Source organism: Acinetobacter equi, from assembly GCF_001307195.1.
GTDB lineage: Bacteria > Pseudomonadota > Gammaproteobacteria > Pseudomonadales > Moraxellaceae > Acinetobacter > Acinetobacter equi.
In genome coordinates, this window is the sequence record NZ_CP012808.1 from 1,546,172 (window position 1) to 1,564,140 (window position 17,969).

At 35.6% G+C, this 17,969-nt stretch carries 18 protein-coding genes and 2 pseudogenes; 10 read left to right on the forward strand and 10 right to left on the reverse strand.

Translation table 11 applies throughout. The features are described 5' to 3' along the window. Position 1: 1 nt before the first annotated feature. The 3 genes from AOY20_RS07245 to AOY20_RS07255 all read right to left on the reverse strand — a co-directional run bounded on the left by AOY20_RS07245 (position 2) and on the right by AOY20_RS07255 (position 4,297). Complete coding sequence (locus AOY20_RS07245) at positions 2-1,888, reverse strand: feruloyl-CoA synthase (RefSeq protein WP_054581237.1); 1,887 nt, start codon at positions 1,886-1,888, stop codon at positions 2-4. Positions 1,889-1,964: 76 nt separating this feature from the next. After that, positions 1,965-3,416, reverse strand: coding sequence for an aldehyde dehydrogenase (locus tag AOY20_RS07250; protein ID WP_054581238.1), 1,452 nt, complete (start codon positions 3,414-3,416; stop codon positions 1,965-1,967). A gap of 47 nt (positions 3,417-3,463) precedes the next feature. Further along, a complete protein-coding gene (locus AOY20_RS07255) occupies positions 3,464-4,297 on the reverse strand; it encodes a p-hydroxycinnamoyl CoA hydratase/lyase (RefSeq protein ID WP_054581239.1) in 834 nt (277 codons plus the stop codon). A 264-nt stretch (positions 4,298-4,561) separates the two neighbouring features. Here AOY20_RS07255 and mhpT point away from each other — a divergent pair, with 264 nt between their 5' ends. From mhpT to AOY20_RS07270, 3 genes are all read left to right on the forward strand, one after another. Next, entirely contained in the window at positions 4,562-5,794 is a 1,233-nt protein-coding gene (gene mhpT / locus AOY20_RS07260) for a 3-(3-hydroxy-phenyl)propionate transporter MhpT (RefSeq protein WP_054581240.1), read from the forward strand. A gap of 69 nt (positions 5,795-5,863) precedes the next feature. Continuing rightward, complete coding sequence (locus tag AOY20_RS07265; RefSeq protein WP_171250410.1) at positions 5,864-6,313, forward strand: MarR family winged helix-turn-helix transcriptional regulator; 450 nt, start codon at positions 5,864-5,866, stop codon at positions 6,311-6,313. Positions 6,314-6,477: 164 nt separating this feature from the next. Continuing rightward, the gene (locus AOY20_RS07270; RefSeq protein ID WP_054581242.1) at positions 6,478-7,158 is read left to right on the forward strand and encodes a GntR family transcriptional regulator; all 681 of its coding nucleotides are present in this window, start codon (positions 6,478-6,480) and stop codon (positions 7,156-7,158) included. Between the two features lie 51 nt (positions 7,159-7,209). On the opposite strand, the gene AOY20_RS07275 is transcribed toward AOY20_RS07270, so the two are convergent. From AOY20_RS07275 to AOY20_RS07285, 3 genes are all read right to left on the reverse strand, one after another. Continuing rightward, positions 7,210-8,151 carry a PDR/VanB family oxidoreductase gene (locus AOY20_RS07275; protein ID WP_054581243.1) on the reverse strand — a complete coding sequence of 314 codons (942 nt, stop codon included), beginning with the start codon at positions 8,149-8,151 and terminating at the stop codon, positions 7,210-7,212. 52 nt (positions 8,152-8,203) lie between these two features. Continuing rightward, complete coding sequence (locus tag AOY20_RS07280; protein ID WP_054581244.1) at positions 8,204-9,274, reverse strand: aromatic ring-hydroxylating dioxygenase subunit alpha; 1,071 nt, start codon at positions 9,272-9,274, stop codon at positions 8,204-8,206. A gap of 163 nt (positions 9,275-9,437) precedes the next feature. Then, a complete protein-coding gene (locus AOY20_RS07285; protein ID WP_054581245.1) occupies positions 9,438-9,749 on the reverse strand; it encodes an ArsR/SmtB family transcription factor in 312 nt (103 codons plus the stop codon). 121 nt (positions 9,750-9,870) lie between these two features. On the opposite strand from AOY20_RS07285, the gene AOY20_RS07290 reads away from it, so the two are divergent. The 4 genes and pseudogenes from AOY20_RS07290 (at position 9,871) to AOY20_RS07300 (ending at position 11,378) form a co-directional block, all read left to right on the forward strand. Beyond that, complete coding sequence (locus AOY20_RS07290; RefSeq protein ID WP_054581246.1) at positions 9,871-10,287, forward strand: YeeE/YedE family protein; 417 nt, start codon at positions 9,871-9,873, stop codon at positions 10,285-10,287. Position 10,288: 1 nt separating this feature from the next. Then, complete coding sequence (locus AOY20_RS07295; RefSeq protein ID WP_054581247.1) at positions 10,289-10,705, forward strand: DUF6691 family protein; 417 nt, start codon at positions 10,289-10,291, stop codon at positions 10,703-10,705. Between the two features lie 30 nt (positions 10,706-10,735). Beyond that, a pseudogene (locus AOY20_RS14615) lies at positions 10,736-10,867 on the forward strand (MBL fold metallo-hydrolase); the annotation flags it as partial. Positions 10,868-11,033: 166 nt separating this feature from the next. Further along, on the forward strand, positions 11,034-11,378 hold the full coding sequence (locus tag AOY20_RS07300; protein ID WP_054581248.1) for a DUF1622 domain-containing protein: 345 nt from the start codon (positions 11,034-11,036) through the stop codon (positions 11,376-11,378). Between the two features lie 64 nt (positions 11,379-11,442). On the opposite strand, the gene AOY20_RS07305 is transcribed toward AOY20_RS07300, so the two are convergent. Both AOY20_RS07305 and AOY20_RS07310 read right to left on the reverse strand, forming a co-directional pair. Next, positions 11,443-11,772 carry a hypothetical protein gene (locus AOY20_RS07305; RefSeq protein WP_054581249.1) on the reverse strand — a complete coding sequence of 110 codons (330 nt, stop codon included), beginning with the start codon at positions 11,770-11,772 and terminating at the stop codon, positions 11,443-11,445. Positions 11,773-11,888: 116 nt separating this feature from the next. Beyond that, complete coding sequence (locus AOY20_RS07310; RefSeq protein ID WP_054581250.1) at positions 11,889-12,899, reverse strand: AraC family transcriptional regulator; 1,011 nt, start codon at positions 12,897-12,899, stop codon at positions 11,889-11,891. Between the two features lie 575 nt (positions 12,900-13,474). Between AOY20_RS07310 and AOY20_RS07315 the strand changes: the two genes are divergently transcribed. From AOY20_RS07315 to AOY20_RS14620, 3 genes and pseudogenes are all read left to right on the forward strand, one after another. Next, positions 13,475-15,118: a nitrite/sulfite reductase gene (locus AOY20_RS07315; RefSeq protein WP_054581251.1), complete on the forward strand. Its 1,644-nt coding sequence runs from the start codon at positions 13,475-13,477 to the stop codon at positions 15,116-15,118. Continuing rightward, complete coding sequence (locus AOY20_RS07320; RefSeq protein WP_054581252.1) at positions 15,111-15,596, forward strand: DUF934 domain-containing protein; 486 nt, start codon at positions 15,111-15,113, stop codon at positions 15,594-15,596. The genes AOY20_RS07315 and AOY20_RS07320 overlap by 8 nt, the downstream gene beginning before the upstream one ends. 136 nt (positions 15,597-15,732) lie before the next feature. After that, a pseudogene (locus AOY20_RS14620) lies at positions 15,733-15,843 on the forward strand (DMT family transporter); the annotation flags it as partial. A 90-nt stretch (positions 15,844-15,933) separates the two neighbouring features. Here the strand turns inward: AOY20_RS14620 and AOY20_RS07325 are convergent. Both AOY20_RS07325 and AOY20_RS07330 read right to left on the reverse strand, forming a co-directional pair. Next, on the reverse strand, positions 15,934-17,109 hold the full coding sequence (locus AOY20_RS07325; protein WP_054581253.1) for a thiolase family protein: 1,176 nt from the start codon (positions 17,107-17,109) through the stop codon (positions 15,934-15,936). Positions 17,110-17,215: 106 nt separating this feature from the next. Then, positions 17,216-17,740 (reverse strand): GspH/FimT family protein, encoded by a 525-nt coding sequence (locus tag AOY20_RS07330; protein WP_054581254.1) that lies wholly within the window; start codon positions 17,738-17,740, stop codon positions 17,216-17,218. Positions 17,741-17,969: the final 229 nt, after the last annotated feature.

Below are 17,969 nucleotides of genomic sequence, written 5' to 3' on the forward strand. Positions count from 1 at the left end.
ATTATTGTTTTAAGGTTGGAATCCGAATAATGAGAGGATTATTTACATGCTTCTCATAAAGTTCCTGAATCATTGAAGCCCTACGCTTTAAAATGCCATTTTGGTTTAAATTACCTTTATCGGTTGTTTCACCAGCATCAAGTTGAGGTGGTTCAACCATTAAATACAGCATTGATACGGTATTAGAGCTTCCAGTTGCATCTTTATTGAAGTCTAATAAAAATTGTTTAAACCAATGTTGAACTTTTGGATGAGTTAATATTTCTTCAGTGGTGACATTTTGAATATTTAAACCAGCATATTTGGCACAAGCACTAATTTTAGGAAAAATAAGAAATCCAATAGCATTTAGATTTGAGCCTGTAATACAGACATCTTGGATGAGTAAGTTTCCATTAATAAGAACTTTATTTCGTAACGTTCCAACGTTTACGAAAGTACCAGTATTCAGTTTAAAGTCTTCGGCAATACGTCCGTCATACATTAAACCTTGACTAGGATCATTTGGATCTACTAAAACTACAGCATCGCCAGTACGGTAGAACCCTTCATCATCAAAAATATCGGTTTGTTGTTCTTGTGGTAAACGCCAATAATGTTTCATCACATTTTTTCCACGAACACAAAATTCAAGCTTGTCGCCTAAAGGTGTAAGTTTGACTTCACAGCCCGGCGCAGGATAACCAATAAAGCCTGCCATAACTTTTGGTCCTGTCGTAAAGACGCATGATGGTGCAGTTTCAGTCATACCTAAACCGCTCATGATTCGAATGCGTTCACCACAATGATCTTGAGCAATTTTATCTAAACGGTTCCATCCTGCTTCGGAAAGTGCAGCACCTGCGAAGAACAAAATTTTAACGCGACTAAAGAATTTTTCACGTAATTCTGCATCTTGTTCCAATGCAACAGTAATTTCTTCCCAGCCTTTAGGCACATTTAAGTAAACTGTTGGCGCAATTTCTTTTAAATTACGAATGGTTTCTTCCATTTTCCCTGGCACTGGTTTTCCATCATCAATATAAATGGTCCCACCATTGTATAAGGCAATCCCAACATTATGACTACCACCAAAAGTATGATGCCATGCTAACCAATCAACTAAAACTGGCGGTGTTTCTTCAAATTCAGGGAAAGTTTGTAGTAGCATTTGCTGATTAGTACATAGCATTAAATGCGTTGTTGGTACTGCTTTTGGCATCTTTGTAGAGCCAGAAGTAAATAAAAATTTTGCAATTTGATGCTCATCAACAGTTGTGTAGTGAGCTTTAATATCTGTAATTTCAGTATCAAGTAAACTTGAAAAAGCAGTACATGGTTGATCTGCTAATTGTCCCGAAGTAGTAATGACTTCAATATCATCTGCATTGCGACAAGTTTCTATTGCTGTTGCAAATGCATCACCATCATTTGCAAAAACAAGTCCTGGTGTAAGTACATCAAAAATATGTTTTAGCTTGCCAAAGTCTTTTGAAATAAGAGAGTAAGCAGGTGAAATGGCAGAAAAGGGGATGCCTGCTAACATAGCCCCCATAGATAATGTTAAATGCTCAAGATCATTACCAGATAATATAACGATTGGGCGGTCATCAGATAAATGTGTGTACTTTTTTAATGATTGAGCAATGCGCCATGCACGATTTGCAGTTTCAGCATAAGTAAGCTCGATCCATTCACCATTAGCATCTCGTTTAGCTGCAAATACACGATGAGGATGTGACTCTGCATATTGCAATAAGCGGTCTGTCAATTTTTGTGGATAAGGCTTGAGTTGTTCCTTAGGAGATATATATAAAGTATCGTTTTTATATTCAAAAAGTATTTCATGGCTGCCTAATTTAACAAATCGTTCAGGATATTTTTGCGCATGAACTGTCATATGTGCCATTTTTATTACTCCATGTAATTTTATCTATTTTGTCTTAACGAGAAGAGTTGACTTCATGTCAACTCTTATTTCTTCGTTAAATAGGGTAATGACGTGGGCTTGTTTGGATAGTAATCCAACGTAGTTCAGTAAATTCAGCTACTGAAACTTTGCTCCCAAAACGTCCATAACCACTTTGTTTTACGCCCCCAAATGGCATTTGTGCTTCGTCATGTACTGTTGCGCCATTAATATGACAAATCCCCGAATCAATACGTTTTGCAACAGAGAGTGCATCAGCTAAATTTTGGCTAAAGACAGCTGAAGATAATCCAAATTCAGAATCATTCGCGAGTTCAATAGCTTCATTAACTGTTTTAAAACGTTGTACAGTACAGACAGGACCAAATGATTCCTCAGCATATAACAACATCTCTTTAGTTACATCTACGACAATAGTCGGTTGCATCACTGTTCCATCAATGTGTAATCCTAGTGGAATATTTGCTCCTTTGTTGCCTGCATCTTCTACAAGTTTTTGGATGCGATTTGCTGCTTTTAAGCTTTCTAGTGTCCCAAGTGGAGCATCACTATTGAGTGGGTTTCCTGCATGAATTGTTTTGACTTTATTAACTAACTTTTTAATAAATTGTTCAGCAATTTTTTCATCGACAAGAACACGTTCCGTCGACATACAAATTTGTCCTTGGTTAAAGAAAGCACCAAATGTAATTGCGTTTACTGTTTCATCAAGATCTGCCTGTTCAAGTACAATGACAGGAGCTTTTCCACCTAATTCAAGTAAGACAGGTTTTAAATACTTTGCAGCTGTTTCAGCAATAATTCGACCTACATGTGTAGAACCTGTAAAGTTAATTCGTTTAGTCAGAGGATGTTGAATTAATCGCTCTACGATTTTTGGTGCATCTTCGGGTGCATGAGTAATGACATTAACTACGCCATCACCAATACCAGCTTCATGTAATACTTCACCAATGAGTCGATGGGTTGCAGGGCAAGATTCAGATGCCTTTAATACAACGGTATTACCACATGCAAGAGGCATGGCGAGCGCACGAGTAGCAAGAATTACTGGAGCATTCCATGGAGCCATTCCTACAATGACTCCACAAGGAACACGAATACCCATTGCCATATTTCCTGGTACATCTGATGGAATAATGCTTCCATCAATTTGAGTTGTCATCGCAGCAGCTTCACGTAACATATTAGCTGCAAGGTGAACATTAAAGCCATACCACGTTGCAGTTGAACCTATTTCATGAATCGCTGTCTGAATAAATTGTTCAGTTTTTTGATCCATAAGGTCTGCCGCTTTGAGTAGCTTTAAACGACGGTCTGTTGGAGAAAGCGTAGACCATGTTTGAAACGCTTCATGAGCGGATTCGATAGCACGATCGACATCATCTAAAGTTGCTGCAGCACTCATTGATGCAATTGAGCCATCAATTGGGCTAATTCTTTCAAAGTATTTTCCCGAACTTGCAGCAACGGATTGACCGTGAATAAGTAACTCTACGTTTTGCATGGCGAATGTTTCCTTACATGTCCATTATTTAGTGATGAATTGATCTATTAAGCAGGGCGTTTATATGCTTGAAGACCAGGCTTTATTGATTTGTCATCAAGAAATTGTTTTAGCCCTTGTTCACGACCACCTTCATCATCACGATAATTACATTGATCAAGTTTTGCGTATAAATAATCTTCATTTTGTTCCCAAGTGAGTTCGCGGCAACGTTTAAATCCATTTTTCGCCGTGCGTAATACCACAGGGTTTTTTTCAAGTAGATTATTTGCAAGTTCTGTCACTTCTGCTTTGAGCTGTGCGAGAGGAACACTTTTATTTACCAATCCCATATTTGCAGCTTCAACGCCAGAGAACGTTTTACCTGTCATGATGTAATACATTGATGTACGATGACCAACAGTATCAGCCATTGCTTTACTTACCAAGTTACCAGGAGGAATGCCCCAGTTAATTTCTGATAAACCAAAAGTTGCTTCATCTGCTGCAATTGCTAAGTCACATGCAACAAGTGGAGAGAAACCACCACCGAAACACCAACCGTTGACCATGGCAATTGTTGGTTTTGAGTAGAAACGAAGTAAATGCCATTGCCAACGGGAAGCATCACGACGAATGCGCTCTTGGAAAATTTCTGGTTGATTATCTACTTCACGAAAATATTCTTTTAAATCCATGCCAGCAGTCCAAGAATCACCAGCACCTGTTAAAACGAGTACTTTTGCTGCCGGATCTAATTCCAATGTTTCTAGTACATCAATCATTTCTTTATTCAGTGTTGGGCTCATCGCATTTTTCTTTTCTGGACGATTTAATGTCACCCATGCAATGCCTGAATCAACTTGTACATCAACTGTTTGCCAGCGGTTCTGATAAGACATGTGTAGCTCCTTAATGTATGTTTTATGTCCTGATGCTTTTTAATTTAATATCAGTTAAACTTACATTCAAGCATTATTTTGGATTTTTTATATATTTTTTATAACTTATTGAAAATTAAATTATTAAAATATTATTTTGTAAATATATAAAAATATATGTTGATTAAATTATAAGTTTGGGTGATATTTTTTTAATTGCTTAGGACGGAAGGCAATACATAGGATGTGTATAGATTAGAAAAATCTAAGAAAGGACTATAACGAATGGAAAATAGTGTAAGTAGTAAAAGTAAAGCCACACTTACACTCGTATTGTGCTTTGCTATTGCCGTCTTTGAGGGTTTCGATCTTCAATCAATGGGCGTTGCAGCACCACGTATGCGAGCAGAGTTTGGCTTAGATAATGCACAAATGGCTTGGGCTTTCAGTGCAGCAATTTTAGGGACTTTACCAGGTGCATTACTTGGTGGACGCTATGCGGATAAAATTGGACGTAAAGCAGTTCTTTTAACCAGTATTTTTATTTTTGGTGTTATGTCAGTTTTGACCGCATATGCATCAGATTATACTTTATTACTCATCATCCGGTTTTTAACGGGTTTAGGGATGGGTGGTGCTTTACCAATGATGATTACAATGGCATCAGAAGCTGTTTCTGAGAAGCATAAAGGTGCTGCCGTAAGTATCATGTATAGTGGTATTCCATTTGGTGGAATGTTGACTTCATTTGTTGCGATGGGACTTGCAGGAGATGAACAATGGCGTCATATTTTTTATGTCGGTGGATTTGCCCCAATATTATTGATTCCGCTTTTAATGAAGTTTTTGCCGGAATCGAAGGATTATTTAACAGCATCAAGAACAAAACCATCTATACCATTTTTTGAAGTATTATTTGCGAAAGAACGTCGATTCTCAACCATTCAAATTTGGATCAGCTTCTTCTTTACATTGGTTGTTTTATATTTCCTTTTAAATTGGTTACCGTTATTGATGGGTGCTCAAGGTTTAGGGAAAACCGAAGCGAATTACGTGCAAATTGGTTACAACATTGGTGGTATTTTTGGTTCCATTATCATGGGGGTTCTACTTGATAAGATCAGAATGAGCATTGTGATTAAACTCATTTATATTGGTATTTTAGTATCGTTATGCTGTTTGGCAATTTCTCCAACAGTGGCTTTATTATCTTTGTCTGCTGTGGGGTGTGGTTTATTTATTGTGGGTGGTCAATCTGCATTATATGGACTTGCTGCAATGTTCTATCCAACTGAAATGCGTGGAACAGGTGTAGGAGCAGCTGTAGCTATTGGTCGAATAGGTTCTTTTGCAGGGCCTTTGTTTGCTGGTATGCTATTATCAATGGGTTCAAGCTCTGCAATGGTAATTGGTGCAAGTATTCCATTAATCTTTATTGCAGCAATTGCGGCACTTTTCTTGGTGCGGAAACCAAAAGTACAAGAAGCTACTTCGGTGCTAAAAGTCGCATCGCAGTAAGTGAAATAATCGAGTATGGTCTAGCATAGGCCATACTTTTTTATGTCTAAAATTTAAGGCGGTATTATTATGATTGAGCAACAAACCCATCAATTGCCAACATTAAGCTATATGATTGCGCGTGTTGATCGTATTATTAGTAAATTACTCAGCGAAGAACTCAAAGATTTAAGTATTACTTTACCGCAATTTACAGCATTGTCTGTATTGGCAGCAAAGGGAAGTCTATCTAATGCAAAGTTAGCAGAGCGTTCATTTATTAAACCACAATCTACTAATAAAATTTTACAAGACTTATTAAGCCAAGGTTGGATTGTAAAACAGTCAGATCCATCACATGGTCGTCGTATTTTAATTCATGTCACACCTGAAGGTTTTGAAAAATTAAGTCAATGTCGTACGATCGTTAAAAAACTTGAAGACACAATGTTAAATGGTATTGATATTAATCTATCACTTTTGATTCGTAATAACTTAGATATCATGGCGAACAATTTGCAAAAGCAGAATAGCGTATAAAATTCGATATGTGGTCGGATTGAAAATTTAGAATGCATATGAGAATAAATGATATTAGATCGGGTTTTAAACTTTATTTTATCGAATGAAGATACTGTGAATAGATTGAAATGATTGACTTGAATCGGTAGCATCAGGAAACTTTACCCATGGCGAGCAATACGATGTCTTCTGGTCAGCAAGTACTGATTGAACTAAGAAAAATGATAATTTCTGGTGAGCTACAAGGAGGATTACGGTTAGCTGAAATTCCTACAGCTGAAATGTTGGGTGTTTCGCGGCAGCCTATTAGAGTTGCTTTTCGGTTGCTTGAGCAAGAGGGATTATTATTAAAAAATCCAACTCGGGGTTACACAGTACGAGAAATATCCCCAAAACTTATTCAAGATGCTCTTGAAGTTCGTGGTGTTTTAGAAGGTCTTGCTGCAAAAAAATTAGCAGAAAAAGGGATGAGTGAAACTGAACAAAAACAGTTAATGATGTGCCTTGAGAATATTGATCCTATTTTTGAAAAATCAGAACTAACAGATGATGATATTGAAATTTATCATCATTTTAATATGATTTTTCATAATACAATTATACAGGCTACAGACAATCTTGCGATTACTCAGGCATTATCTAAAAATAATCAGTTGCCGATGGCATCTGCACAAGCAATTACGTTTGATAAAAAAAATCATTTGTCAGAGATTAGACGTTTACAACATGGGCATATTCAGCATTGTGCAATTTATCAGGCATTATTGAGCCGAGATGCAGCACGTGCAGAAAGTTTAATGCGTGAACATAGCCATGTTGTTACATTGGGAAGCATGATGCGAGCAGTATTTGAAACGAAATGAGTTCATCATTCCGTTTCAAAACCTAAGTGAATATTTCTTTAAACTAAAATATTATAAATCAATGATTAATGTTTTAGATTTTGCACGTGAACAACATGGTGTAAAAAGTTTATTTTCAGCCTGTTCTTCTTCGGTTAGATATAAATCTCGATGGTCAATTTCACCTGACATAACATTAACCAAACAAGTACCACATATGCCTTGCTCACATGAAACGGGAACACATATTCCTGCTGCTTCTAGGGCTTTTACGGCTGTCTGATCTGGGGCTACATGAATGATTTGTCCTGTTTTTAAAATTTGAATATTAAAACTTCCATCATTACTTGTATCTATTGTAGGGGCATTAAAGTGCTCCTTATGAATGTGACTATCAAGCCAAGCATTTTTTTGAGCGGTTTGAATAACAAAATCCATGAAACCATTTGGACCACACACATAGAGATGTTGATGGGCTGAATGATGCCTTAATTCATGATTTAAATCACATTGGGTATTGGGTTCATCATCAATATGAATATATACAGAATTCCCAAGTTCAGTTAGCTCTTCTAAAAAAGCGAGGGATGTACGAGTTTTAACAAAGTAAAAGAGCTGAAAACTTTTGTTTTGTCGTTTTAATTCTTTTGCCATTGCCAGTATTGGGGTAATACCTATTCCGCCTGCACAAAGTATGGCATGTCCTAAATGAGGGTTAAGCGCAAATAAATTACGTGGCTCACTAATAATTAATCGTTGCCCAACTTTCAGTTGTTCGTGAATATATCGCGAACCTCCACGTGAACTCGGATCTTTTAAAACGCCAATAACATAACGATGTTGCTCTGAACTACAATTTGCCAATGAGTATTGTCGTATTAAGCCATCACCTAAATGTACATCAATATGTGCACCAGCTTGAAAAGCAGGTAAAGGAATTTGATTTTCAGAAATTAATTCAAAAGATAAAATATCTGGATTATGTCTATGAATTTGATGAATGGTCACTTCCATGTGAGTATTGTCCTTTACAATAATTTTGAATGGATTATTCAAGAGTCAGATTTTATTGAAGATTGACTGAAGGGATTTGATCCGATGCAATATTTTGTACTTGTTCTAGACTTATTAAACGATCAATCACTTTACGAGCTTGAACACCACCAGCATCAATATTGAGCATTAATAATTTTCGATTAGGATATCGAAGTAAGTTTTGTTGTTGTTGCTCTAACATGTCTAGATCTTCTGAGAAAATTTTTCCTTGACCTTCTTTAATTTGAGCTGTTAATTCAGCATTATCAGCTTGGAAATGACGTGCCATTCCCCAAAAGTACCAATGAGATGTTTCTGTTTCTGGTGTAATAAAATCAACAACAACAGAAGAGACTTTTTTATCTTCTTGAGCATGATAACCACCATGTCCTGCATGTGCGACACCAACTTCAATATGTACATTGCTTGGTGCATGAAAATGACAGATTTGCCAACGATCAACAGGAACATCAGTTGCTAGATTATTGCCTTTAAGTGCCATTTGCCAAAATGGAGGGGCATAAATATTTTTCATATGGCGTTCGGTAATAACATGATCACCATCAACACGTGTTGTAGGTGCTGCTTCATCTATTTCTTTTTGACCAATACTATTTGCATGAACATAAGTTTCATGTGTTAAATCCATGAGATTATCAATCATTAAGCGATAGTCACAATTGATATGAAATAAGCCACCACCATAAGCCCATTCTTTACTTTCAGCCCATTCAAGTACGGGTAAATCATCTTCAGTTGCAAGATGTTGTTCACCAGGCCATACCCAAATAAAACCGTATTTTTCAATGACGCTATAACTTTTATTACATGGGAAGCCTCGAACGCGTTGTCCAGGCATAGATATAGTTTTTCCATCACAACCCATAACAAGTCCATGATAGCCACATACTAAATTTCCATCTTCAATAAAACCTAAAGATAAAGGTGCTCCTCGGTGAGGGCAAAAGTCTTCGACAGCATAGATTTTATTTTCTTTACCACGATAAAACACGATTTTTTCTCCACAGATTTGACGACCCAATGGTTTATCTGTGACTTCTTCTAGACGTGCTGCTACATACCAAGCATTTTTGATGAACATAGATTGATCTCCATATCAATTGGATCCAATTTATGGTTTTTTGTTCAATATGTCAAACTAATTTAATCATAATATTAATTTTTGGATCCATTTTGTGTGAAAATAATCGTATACTTTTTGGAATTGTATGAATGAAATTTACGAATTGATTTGTATGCAAAAGTTACCCTTTACAATATAAATTATAAAGTGTTTTCATGAGAGTGAGGATTTTAGGATCAGAAAGTCGATAAAATATTTGTTTACCTTCTCGACGAGTCGACACAATATAATTCTTACGAAGAACGGTTAATTGTTGAGATAGAGTAGGTTGATAAATCTCAGTACAAACCTCAATTTGTTGAACATTGAGTTCACCATCGACCAAAACACATAAAATCTTTAAACGATCTGGATTGGATAAAACTTTTAAGTAACCTGAAACAATATCTACTTTGGAAAAATCAATTTTAGGGTGATCAACTGGATTATTCATTACAGTGTCCGAATGCACTATCGAGAAGAAGAAGGGATTAGAAAAACCATATCATATTATTGCTTTTAATATTATATAAAATTGTATAATATTGATAAAAATATTGTTTTAAGGGGATGTAATGCATGAATTTTTGATTGCCTTTGCAGGTGGACTTATGCTTGGTCTTTCCGTTGTAGGATACCTCTATGTCAATGGACGTATTGCTGGCATTAGCGGGCTGATTAGTCAGGTATTAAACTTTCAAGCTGTTTTTAAAACACCAGCGATTTGGTTTTTATTGGGTTTGATGATTACACCATTTATTTATGGACTTTTTGTACAACCTGAAATTCATATTGAAGCAACGCCATTAATGATGATCCTTGCTGGTCTATTAGTTGGTTTTGGTACTCGTTTAGGATCTGGGTGTACAAGTGGGCATGGCATTTGTGGAATGAGTCGTTTATCTAAGCGTTCAATTATTGCAACCATTACATTTATGTTTGCAGGATTTATTACTGTATATATTGTTCGCCATCTAATGGAAGCACTTTAAAATGAAGAATATTTTTGCATTTTTCTTTGGTGCATTATTTTCAGTTGGACTAATGGTATCAGGAATGTCAAATCCCCAAAAAGTGATCGATTTTTTAGATATTTTTGGACAATGGGATGCAAGTTTAGCATTTGTGATGATGGGAGCAATTACAATTGCAGTTATTCCTTTTCAAAAAGTAGTACGCCAAACTCAGCCTAAAACGGTCTTTAATGAAGCGATTGAATTACCAAGTAATCAGTGCATAGATTCAAAGCTAATTATTGGAAGTTTAATATTTGGAATGGGGTGGGGAGTTGCGGGGATTTGTCCTGCACCAAGTTTTACATTAATTGGTCTTGGATATTATCAGGTATTGTATTTTATTGTTGCTATGTTAATTGGTGTCCTGCTTCATCGTAAATGGTCGGGAGCATAGTAATTGTTCAAGAAACCTTTAAGTAATGAACTCGATGCTACGCTTAGTATGCCAAAACTGATATTGCCAGCGATTCAAGTAAATATGAGAGTAGGTCATTTTCCTGAACCAGAACACAATGGAATTTCTTATTTAAAATTACCTTTAAATTATTTTTCTTAAAGATAAAATCATTTTTTGTATAAGACAGTAATTAAAAGTTTATTTAAGATGAATGAGTATGTTGTGTATATTGTTAATACATAAACAGTTTTAAAGATGAAAAAGATTAATTTTTTATGTTTAAATGGTGATATTCGTGCAGATGTAATATTGGGTTAGGGTATAAATGTTTGATGTATCTATATTAAGAGAGTTATTGGTTTCTTGTGTTCAATTTCTCCAGCTCTCTTTAGAAGCCATATCCGTTATCTGTGTCGTAATTGGTTTAATCAAAACACTCATTGTTTTAATACAATTTAAATCTGGGCGAACCGCACGTTATTGTTTTGGGGATTGGTTAGCAACAGCATTAGAGTTTCAATTGGCTGCTGATATTTTAGCGACAACTGTCGACCCAGACTTAGATAGTCTCATTAAATTAGCCATTATTGCTTTGATTCGAACATTCCTAAATTATTTCTTAGCAAAAGAATTGGAACATAAACCAGAATTAGAACAGAAGAAAAGCTAAAATTAATCATGATAGTGAAAAATAAAAAACCCTTTAAAAAGGGTTTTTTATTGAGGAATTATTTTCAATGGCTATGAGCAATACCTTCTTCATGTGCAACCATATGAGCATGTTCTTCTTCTGTCATCCCATGAGTATTAGCTGAATTTTTTGCAATTTCTTCACGTTTTAGCTTATCTTCTTGTGCTTTTTGAATCGCGTCAGCAGACATTGTTGGTGCTTCTTTAAATGCATGTTGCTGTGTGTCATGCTTACGTTGCTGGCTTGGCATGTAATCTGCTTCAGAATTCACAGCTAAGTAAATGAAACCTAAGAAAATAGCACCAATAACACATGCAATAATAAGTGCTTTCCAGCCCCAAGGTGTGCTTTCAGGTGTAGGAAGATCAGCCATAATTGATATACCAATAACAGACGATAAAATAAAGTTGGAAGATGTTATATCACAAAAAAAGAGCAACGAATAAAAAACCCATGAAAAAATCATGGGTTTTTTAATAACTTAAATTATTAATGATAGCCATGTAATTGGCGATAAAGCCCTGGAGTTACACCAGTCCACTTTTTAAATGCACGATGAAATGTGCTTGTTTCACTAAAACCAACTTGTTGTGCAACATCTTCTAAGGTGAGTTGTGGATTTAATAATAAATGGATTGCAGCATCTCGACGTAATGCATCTTTCACACCTTGGTAGCTTTTGCCCTCAGCAGCTAAACGACGACGTAGCGTTTGTGGAGATAAGTAAAGCATAGATGCCACATCGTTAAGTGTAGGCATTTCCTCACCAATTTGGCTTTTTAATACTTCACGAATGCGAGAAGTTAAAGAATTTGTATTTTTAAATTTAACTAACAACTGAGCTGGCGCAACTTTTAAGAATTCTTCTAATGTTTCTTCTGTTTGGCGAATAGGTAAATCTAAATAATCTGCTGCAAATGTAATTTCGGTACGTGGTGTATCGAATTGCATAACAGGTGCAAAAAATAATGCATCATATTCATCGGCGTGATTCGGGCGTTCATAGCCAAAATGAACACGTTCTAAAGGAAGTCTGCGATCAATAAGCCATGATGCTAGACCGTGCCAAATCATTAGCATACTTTCGGTAATGTAATGATCTGGATCCATTGATTGTGGAATAAGTGGAACTAGACGAGCTTCGTGTTTATCTCGCTCCAAAGTAACACACCATTCGTCACCGAAGAGTTTATAAAATTGAGTAGAGAGCTCTAGAGCATCACCCAAGGTTTTTGCATGTATGATCAATTGACACATGATAGCAAATGTACCTAAGCGACGTGGCTGAGCATCAAAACCAATATGCTCATCTTGGGTCACCATCCATAACATTTTTACGAAACGGGTATATTGTTCTGGTGAAATACGAGCTTTGGGTTGACGCAATAATTCAGCTTCAATTCCGACATGAGACAAAAGTGTTTCGACATCCATGCCTAGGCGTTTAACACCTGTAAGAGCAGCATTGACGAAATGGATACTAATCGTATCTCTACTCATAATTAATCCTTCTGTCTCTTTAAAGTTTGCGTTCACGTATTTTGACCCAAATGACCTAAAAATTTTAATTTGACAACTTATCTAGAATAACTTTTGCCAATGTATAACATGGTAAATTGCCGAAACTATCAAGGTAAATGGCTTAAGATGACATTGTTTTTATCATTTCATGTCTATTTTTTATTTCAATAAATATATAAATAGAGTAAAAACTCGAAATGTAAGTTTTAAAAAGATATTGAAAAAACTCATTTTTTATTTATATATGTGTTTTTTATATACAGTTTAAATGTCTATACAGTGAGTGGCGAAGTAGTGTCTATTGAACTAGCTAAACATAATTATTTAATGATAAAAAATAGAAAATTCTGTTTATAAAAAAATAAGATAAAGATCTTACAAATTATATAAATGCTATAAATAAGTACAAAAATAGCAGGTAAGCCTTTCTACTCAAGTCTTTGAGTAATGCTTATCAATAAAATCGCTATGAAATATGTAAAAAACGCATTTTCTTGATAGTTGAAATCTCGTTATCCTTAGATGGTTATAATAGAAACTACTAGCTGTACGCCATGTATTTATATACTGATTTCGATCAGCAACTGATTAATGAACGTGTTGCACAGTTCCGTGATCAAACGGAACGTTATTTAGCGGGCAAATTGACTGAAGATGAGTATCGTCCGCTTCGTCTCCAAAATGGTCTTTACGTACAACGTTATGCGCCAATGTTACGTATTGCAGTCCCTTATGGCTTGATGAACTCTAAGCAATTGCGCAAAGTTGCTGAATTGGCGAAAGAGTATGATCGTGGTTATGCCCATGTTTCAACTCGTCAGAATATTCAGTTTAACTGGCCAGCTTTAGAAAATGTTCCAGAAATGCTTGCAGAATTGGCAACAGTTCAAATGCATGCAATTCAAACCTCTGGTAACTGTATTCGTAATACAACGACTGACCAATATGCAGGTGTGGTTGCAGGTGAAATTGCAGATCCGCGACCAACATGTGAATTGATTCGTCAATGGTCAACATTCCATCCAGAATTTGCATTCTTACCACGTAAGTTCAAAATTGCAGTATCTGCACTTGAAGAAATTGACCGTGCTGCAACTTCATTCCACGATATTGGTGTATATATTGTGAAAAATGAAGCAGGTGAGGTTGGTTATAAAATTAAAGTGGGTGGTGGTTTAGGTCGTACACCTGTCATTGGTAGCTTTATTCGTGAGTTTTTACCACGTGAAGATTTAATTGCTTATTTAGAAGCAGTTCTTCGTGTATATAACTTGCATGGTCGTCGTGACAATAAATATAAAGCACGTATCAAAATTTTGGTGAAAGCATTAACACCAGAAGTATTTGCAGAGAAGGTTGAAGCCGAATTTGCACATACAATTCAGACCTTAAAAATTCAGCCTGAAATTTTGAAAAAATTAGACGAAGAATTTACACCGTTTGACTATCAAGATTATGCAGATGAAGATTTCACTGCACAATTTGCTGAATATCCAAAATTCAAACAATGGTTCAATATCAATACTAATGCGCATAAAGTAAAAGGTTATCGCATTGTGACGATTTCACTGAAACGTGCGGGTATTGCACCGGGTGATATGACCACTGAAGAAATGAATTTAATTGCTGATTTAGCAGATAAATATACATTTGGTGAATTACGTACAACACATGAGCAAAATATTGCGCTTGTTGATGTGCCGCAAAAAGATTTATTTGAGCTTTGGACAATTCTTGAAAAGAATAATCTTGCACGTGCTCATATTGGTTTCTTAACCGATATTATCTGTTGTCCTGGTGGTGATTTCTGTTCATTAGCGAATGCGAAATCTATTCCAATTTCAGAGGCAATTTCACGTCGTTTTGATGATCTAGATACCATTTATAATTTAGGTAAATTGGATCTAAATATCTCGGGTTGTATGAATGCTTGTGGTCATCACCATGTTGGTAATATTGGTATTTTAGGTGTTGATAAAAAAGGCGCTGAATTCTACCAAATTACATTAGGTGGTAATGCCGATCATGATGCGTCAATTGGTGATATTTTAGGACCATCATTTGCTGCTGATAAAGTACCTGATGTAGTTGAAGAAATTCTAAATACCTATCTTGATCTTCGTGAAGAAGGTGAAGAGTTTGTAGAAACATATCGTCGTGTAGGTATTAAACCATTTAAGGAGCGTGCATATGCTTAATACAGCACTACAAGTACTCTTTAAAGATGGCTCAATTGCAGACAATAGCTATCAATTGATTGGTGAAGATGGAATTTTACCGCAAGGTGATGTGGTTTTAACTGTTGAGCAGTTAGATCAACTTGCCAATGTAACTGGTAAAAAAGCGCTTTATTTAACAGTAGATGCTTCACCTGAAACTCATGAATTTCCTTTAGATCAGTTAGATGCAATTTTTATTGAATTTGCAGGTTTTAATGATGGTCGTGGTTATTCATTTGCAGCATTGCTTCGTCGTCAAGGTTTTGAAGGTGAACTTCGTGCAACAGGTGATGTATTTAAAGATGTTTTAAACTATATGAAGCGTTCAGGTTTTGATAGTTTTGTCATTAAAGAAGGTAAGGATATTACCGAAGCGGCAGCAGGTTTGGGTGACTTTACTCATCCATATCAAGCTTCTACAGCAGTTAAAGAAGCACATTATCAAACAGGTGCATAATCTGTTTTAATTGGTGTTATTAATTTAAAAAGCTGGATATTCATATCCAGCTTTTTTATATGATCTAAAAAATAGGGTAAAGGAATGCTGACATAGAGTTTTGAACGCTCTCTTGTTTAGCAATTTCGACAATTTTTTAGCACAAGTATTTTTAGAGAAAAATATTGACTTGGCAGGATGGGCTGGTAGTGGATTTATTGTAGTTGGTTTAGCTATTATTGCTCAGTTTTCTAATATAGATATCTAAAAATATTAATATTTTTGAGAAATTTTATTATTTTGAATTGCACAAAAATCTATAAAGTATAAAAAGATTTTTGTGCAAAATAAATCATGATTATAGCAACTCAATCGCCATAGCAGTTGCTTCACCACCACCAATACAAAGGCTGGCAATCCCTTTTTTACCGCCAGTACGTTTGAGTGCATGAATAAGCGTTAAGATAATACGAGAACCAGTTGAACCTACAGGATGTCCTAAAGCACAAGCACCGCCATGAATATTTACTTTTTCTGGGTCAAGTTTAAACTCATCAATAGGACACATTGTTACCATAGCGAAAGCTTCATTAATTTCCCATAGATCAACTTCGGAAGCCTGCCAATCAGCTTTATCTAAAACTTTTTGAATTGCTCCAACAGGCGCAATTGTAAATTCTGAAGGATGTTGTGAATTTGAGGCATAAGCAATAATTTTCGCTAATGGTTTTAAACCTTTATTACTTGCAACATCGCTAGATGTGATGACAAGTGCTGAAGCACCATCCGAAATTGAGCTTGCATTAGCAGCTGTAATCGTACCATCTTTAGAAAATGCGGGACGTAAAGTTGGAATTTTATCTATATTGGCATTAAAAGGTTGTTCATCTTTATCGACAATGACATCACCTTTACGAGTAGAAACTGTTACAGGCACAATTTCATCAGCAAAATAACCTTCAGTAATTGCTGTTTGGGCACGTTTTAAAGAACGAATTGCAAAATCATCCATTTGTTCACGTGTATAGCCTTTTATATTTGCCATATCTTGAGCAAATGATCCCATAAGTCGACCTGTTTCAGCATCCTCAAGGCCATCAAAGAACATATGGTCTTTTAGTTCACCATGCCCCATACGATAACCACTACGTGCTTTAGGTAGGATATAAGGAGCATTTGTCATTGACTCCATACCACCTGCAATAATGATTTGAGCAGAACCCGCCTTAATACTATCAGCTGCTTGCATCACAGCTTTCATGCCTGAACCACATAACTTATTAATGGTGATAGCACCTGTTGAATCAGGTAATCCTGCTTTACGCATGGCTTGACGTGCTGGACCTTGTTTTAAACCCGCAGGTAAAACACAGCCCATAATGACTTCTTCTATATCGTTGGGGTGTAAATTAGATCGAGCAATTGCCTCTTTAATTGTGATTGCACCTAACTCGGGAGCAGTTACATTTGTTAAGCTTCCTTGAAAACCACCCATTGCAGTACGTGCACCATTCACAATGACGATATCGGCCATTTATATTTCTCCAATTTATTGTCTGTAATTTTTCCACCTTTTAGCAGTATATTGGAAATTGACAATCAATAAATAGAAAAAGATCTAATGCTTTAGACTGATAAGTCTAACAATTGTCTAGTGTTTCTGTTCGTACATGTCCCATCTTACTTAGAATAATTTTATGATAGATTGCATGAGTATGATTGCAGTAATAAAAACTGCCATTATATCCAATGGGTAAACCTAACTCTTGATTAAATATAATATTTGGTGAGTTGAGAGCTGCTTTCCATGAAAGTTGACCATATTTTAATTGAAGTGATTCTGTTTTTAGAACAACATCATGATGATCAATTTTGCGATTAGCATTTGAGTCGAGAAATGCTATAATCTTGTTATTCCAATTATTATTTTCACACTGTTCATAATTAGATGATGAGCAAATTACGATACGAGCATGACGAACAGAAGCTTCATTTTTAGCACTCTTGAGAAAGCCATTAAGGGTTCTTATTGTCTGAATTGCTTCTTGTTTAGCAAAAAAAATATGGAAATAGGGCACTGAAATGCTAGCTATTATTGCTAATATGGTTATTATGGCTAATGTTTCGACTAAACTAAAGCCTGAGTTTTTGTTATAAGGCATCATGAAAATATAGAAATAGCTTATCAGGAAAAATTTAAAAAATATTTTTTGCTTACAGGCTAATAAAAAATGTTAGTATTATTTCAATGTGAAGGATAAGCTATTTACTGTTAAAAAATTAGTTTTATTTACTCAATTACAACGGAAATTGTAAGTAATTTTGTCAATAATTTGCGTGATTAAAATTATCAAGCACTTGGAAAACTTTAAAAGTGTTTGTATGATTCACAGT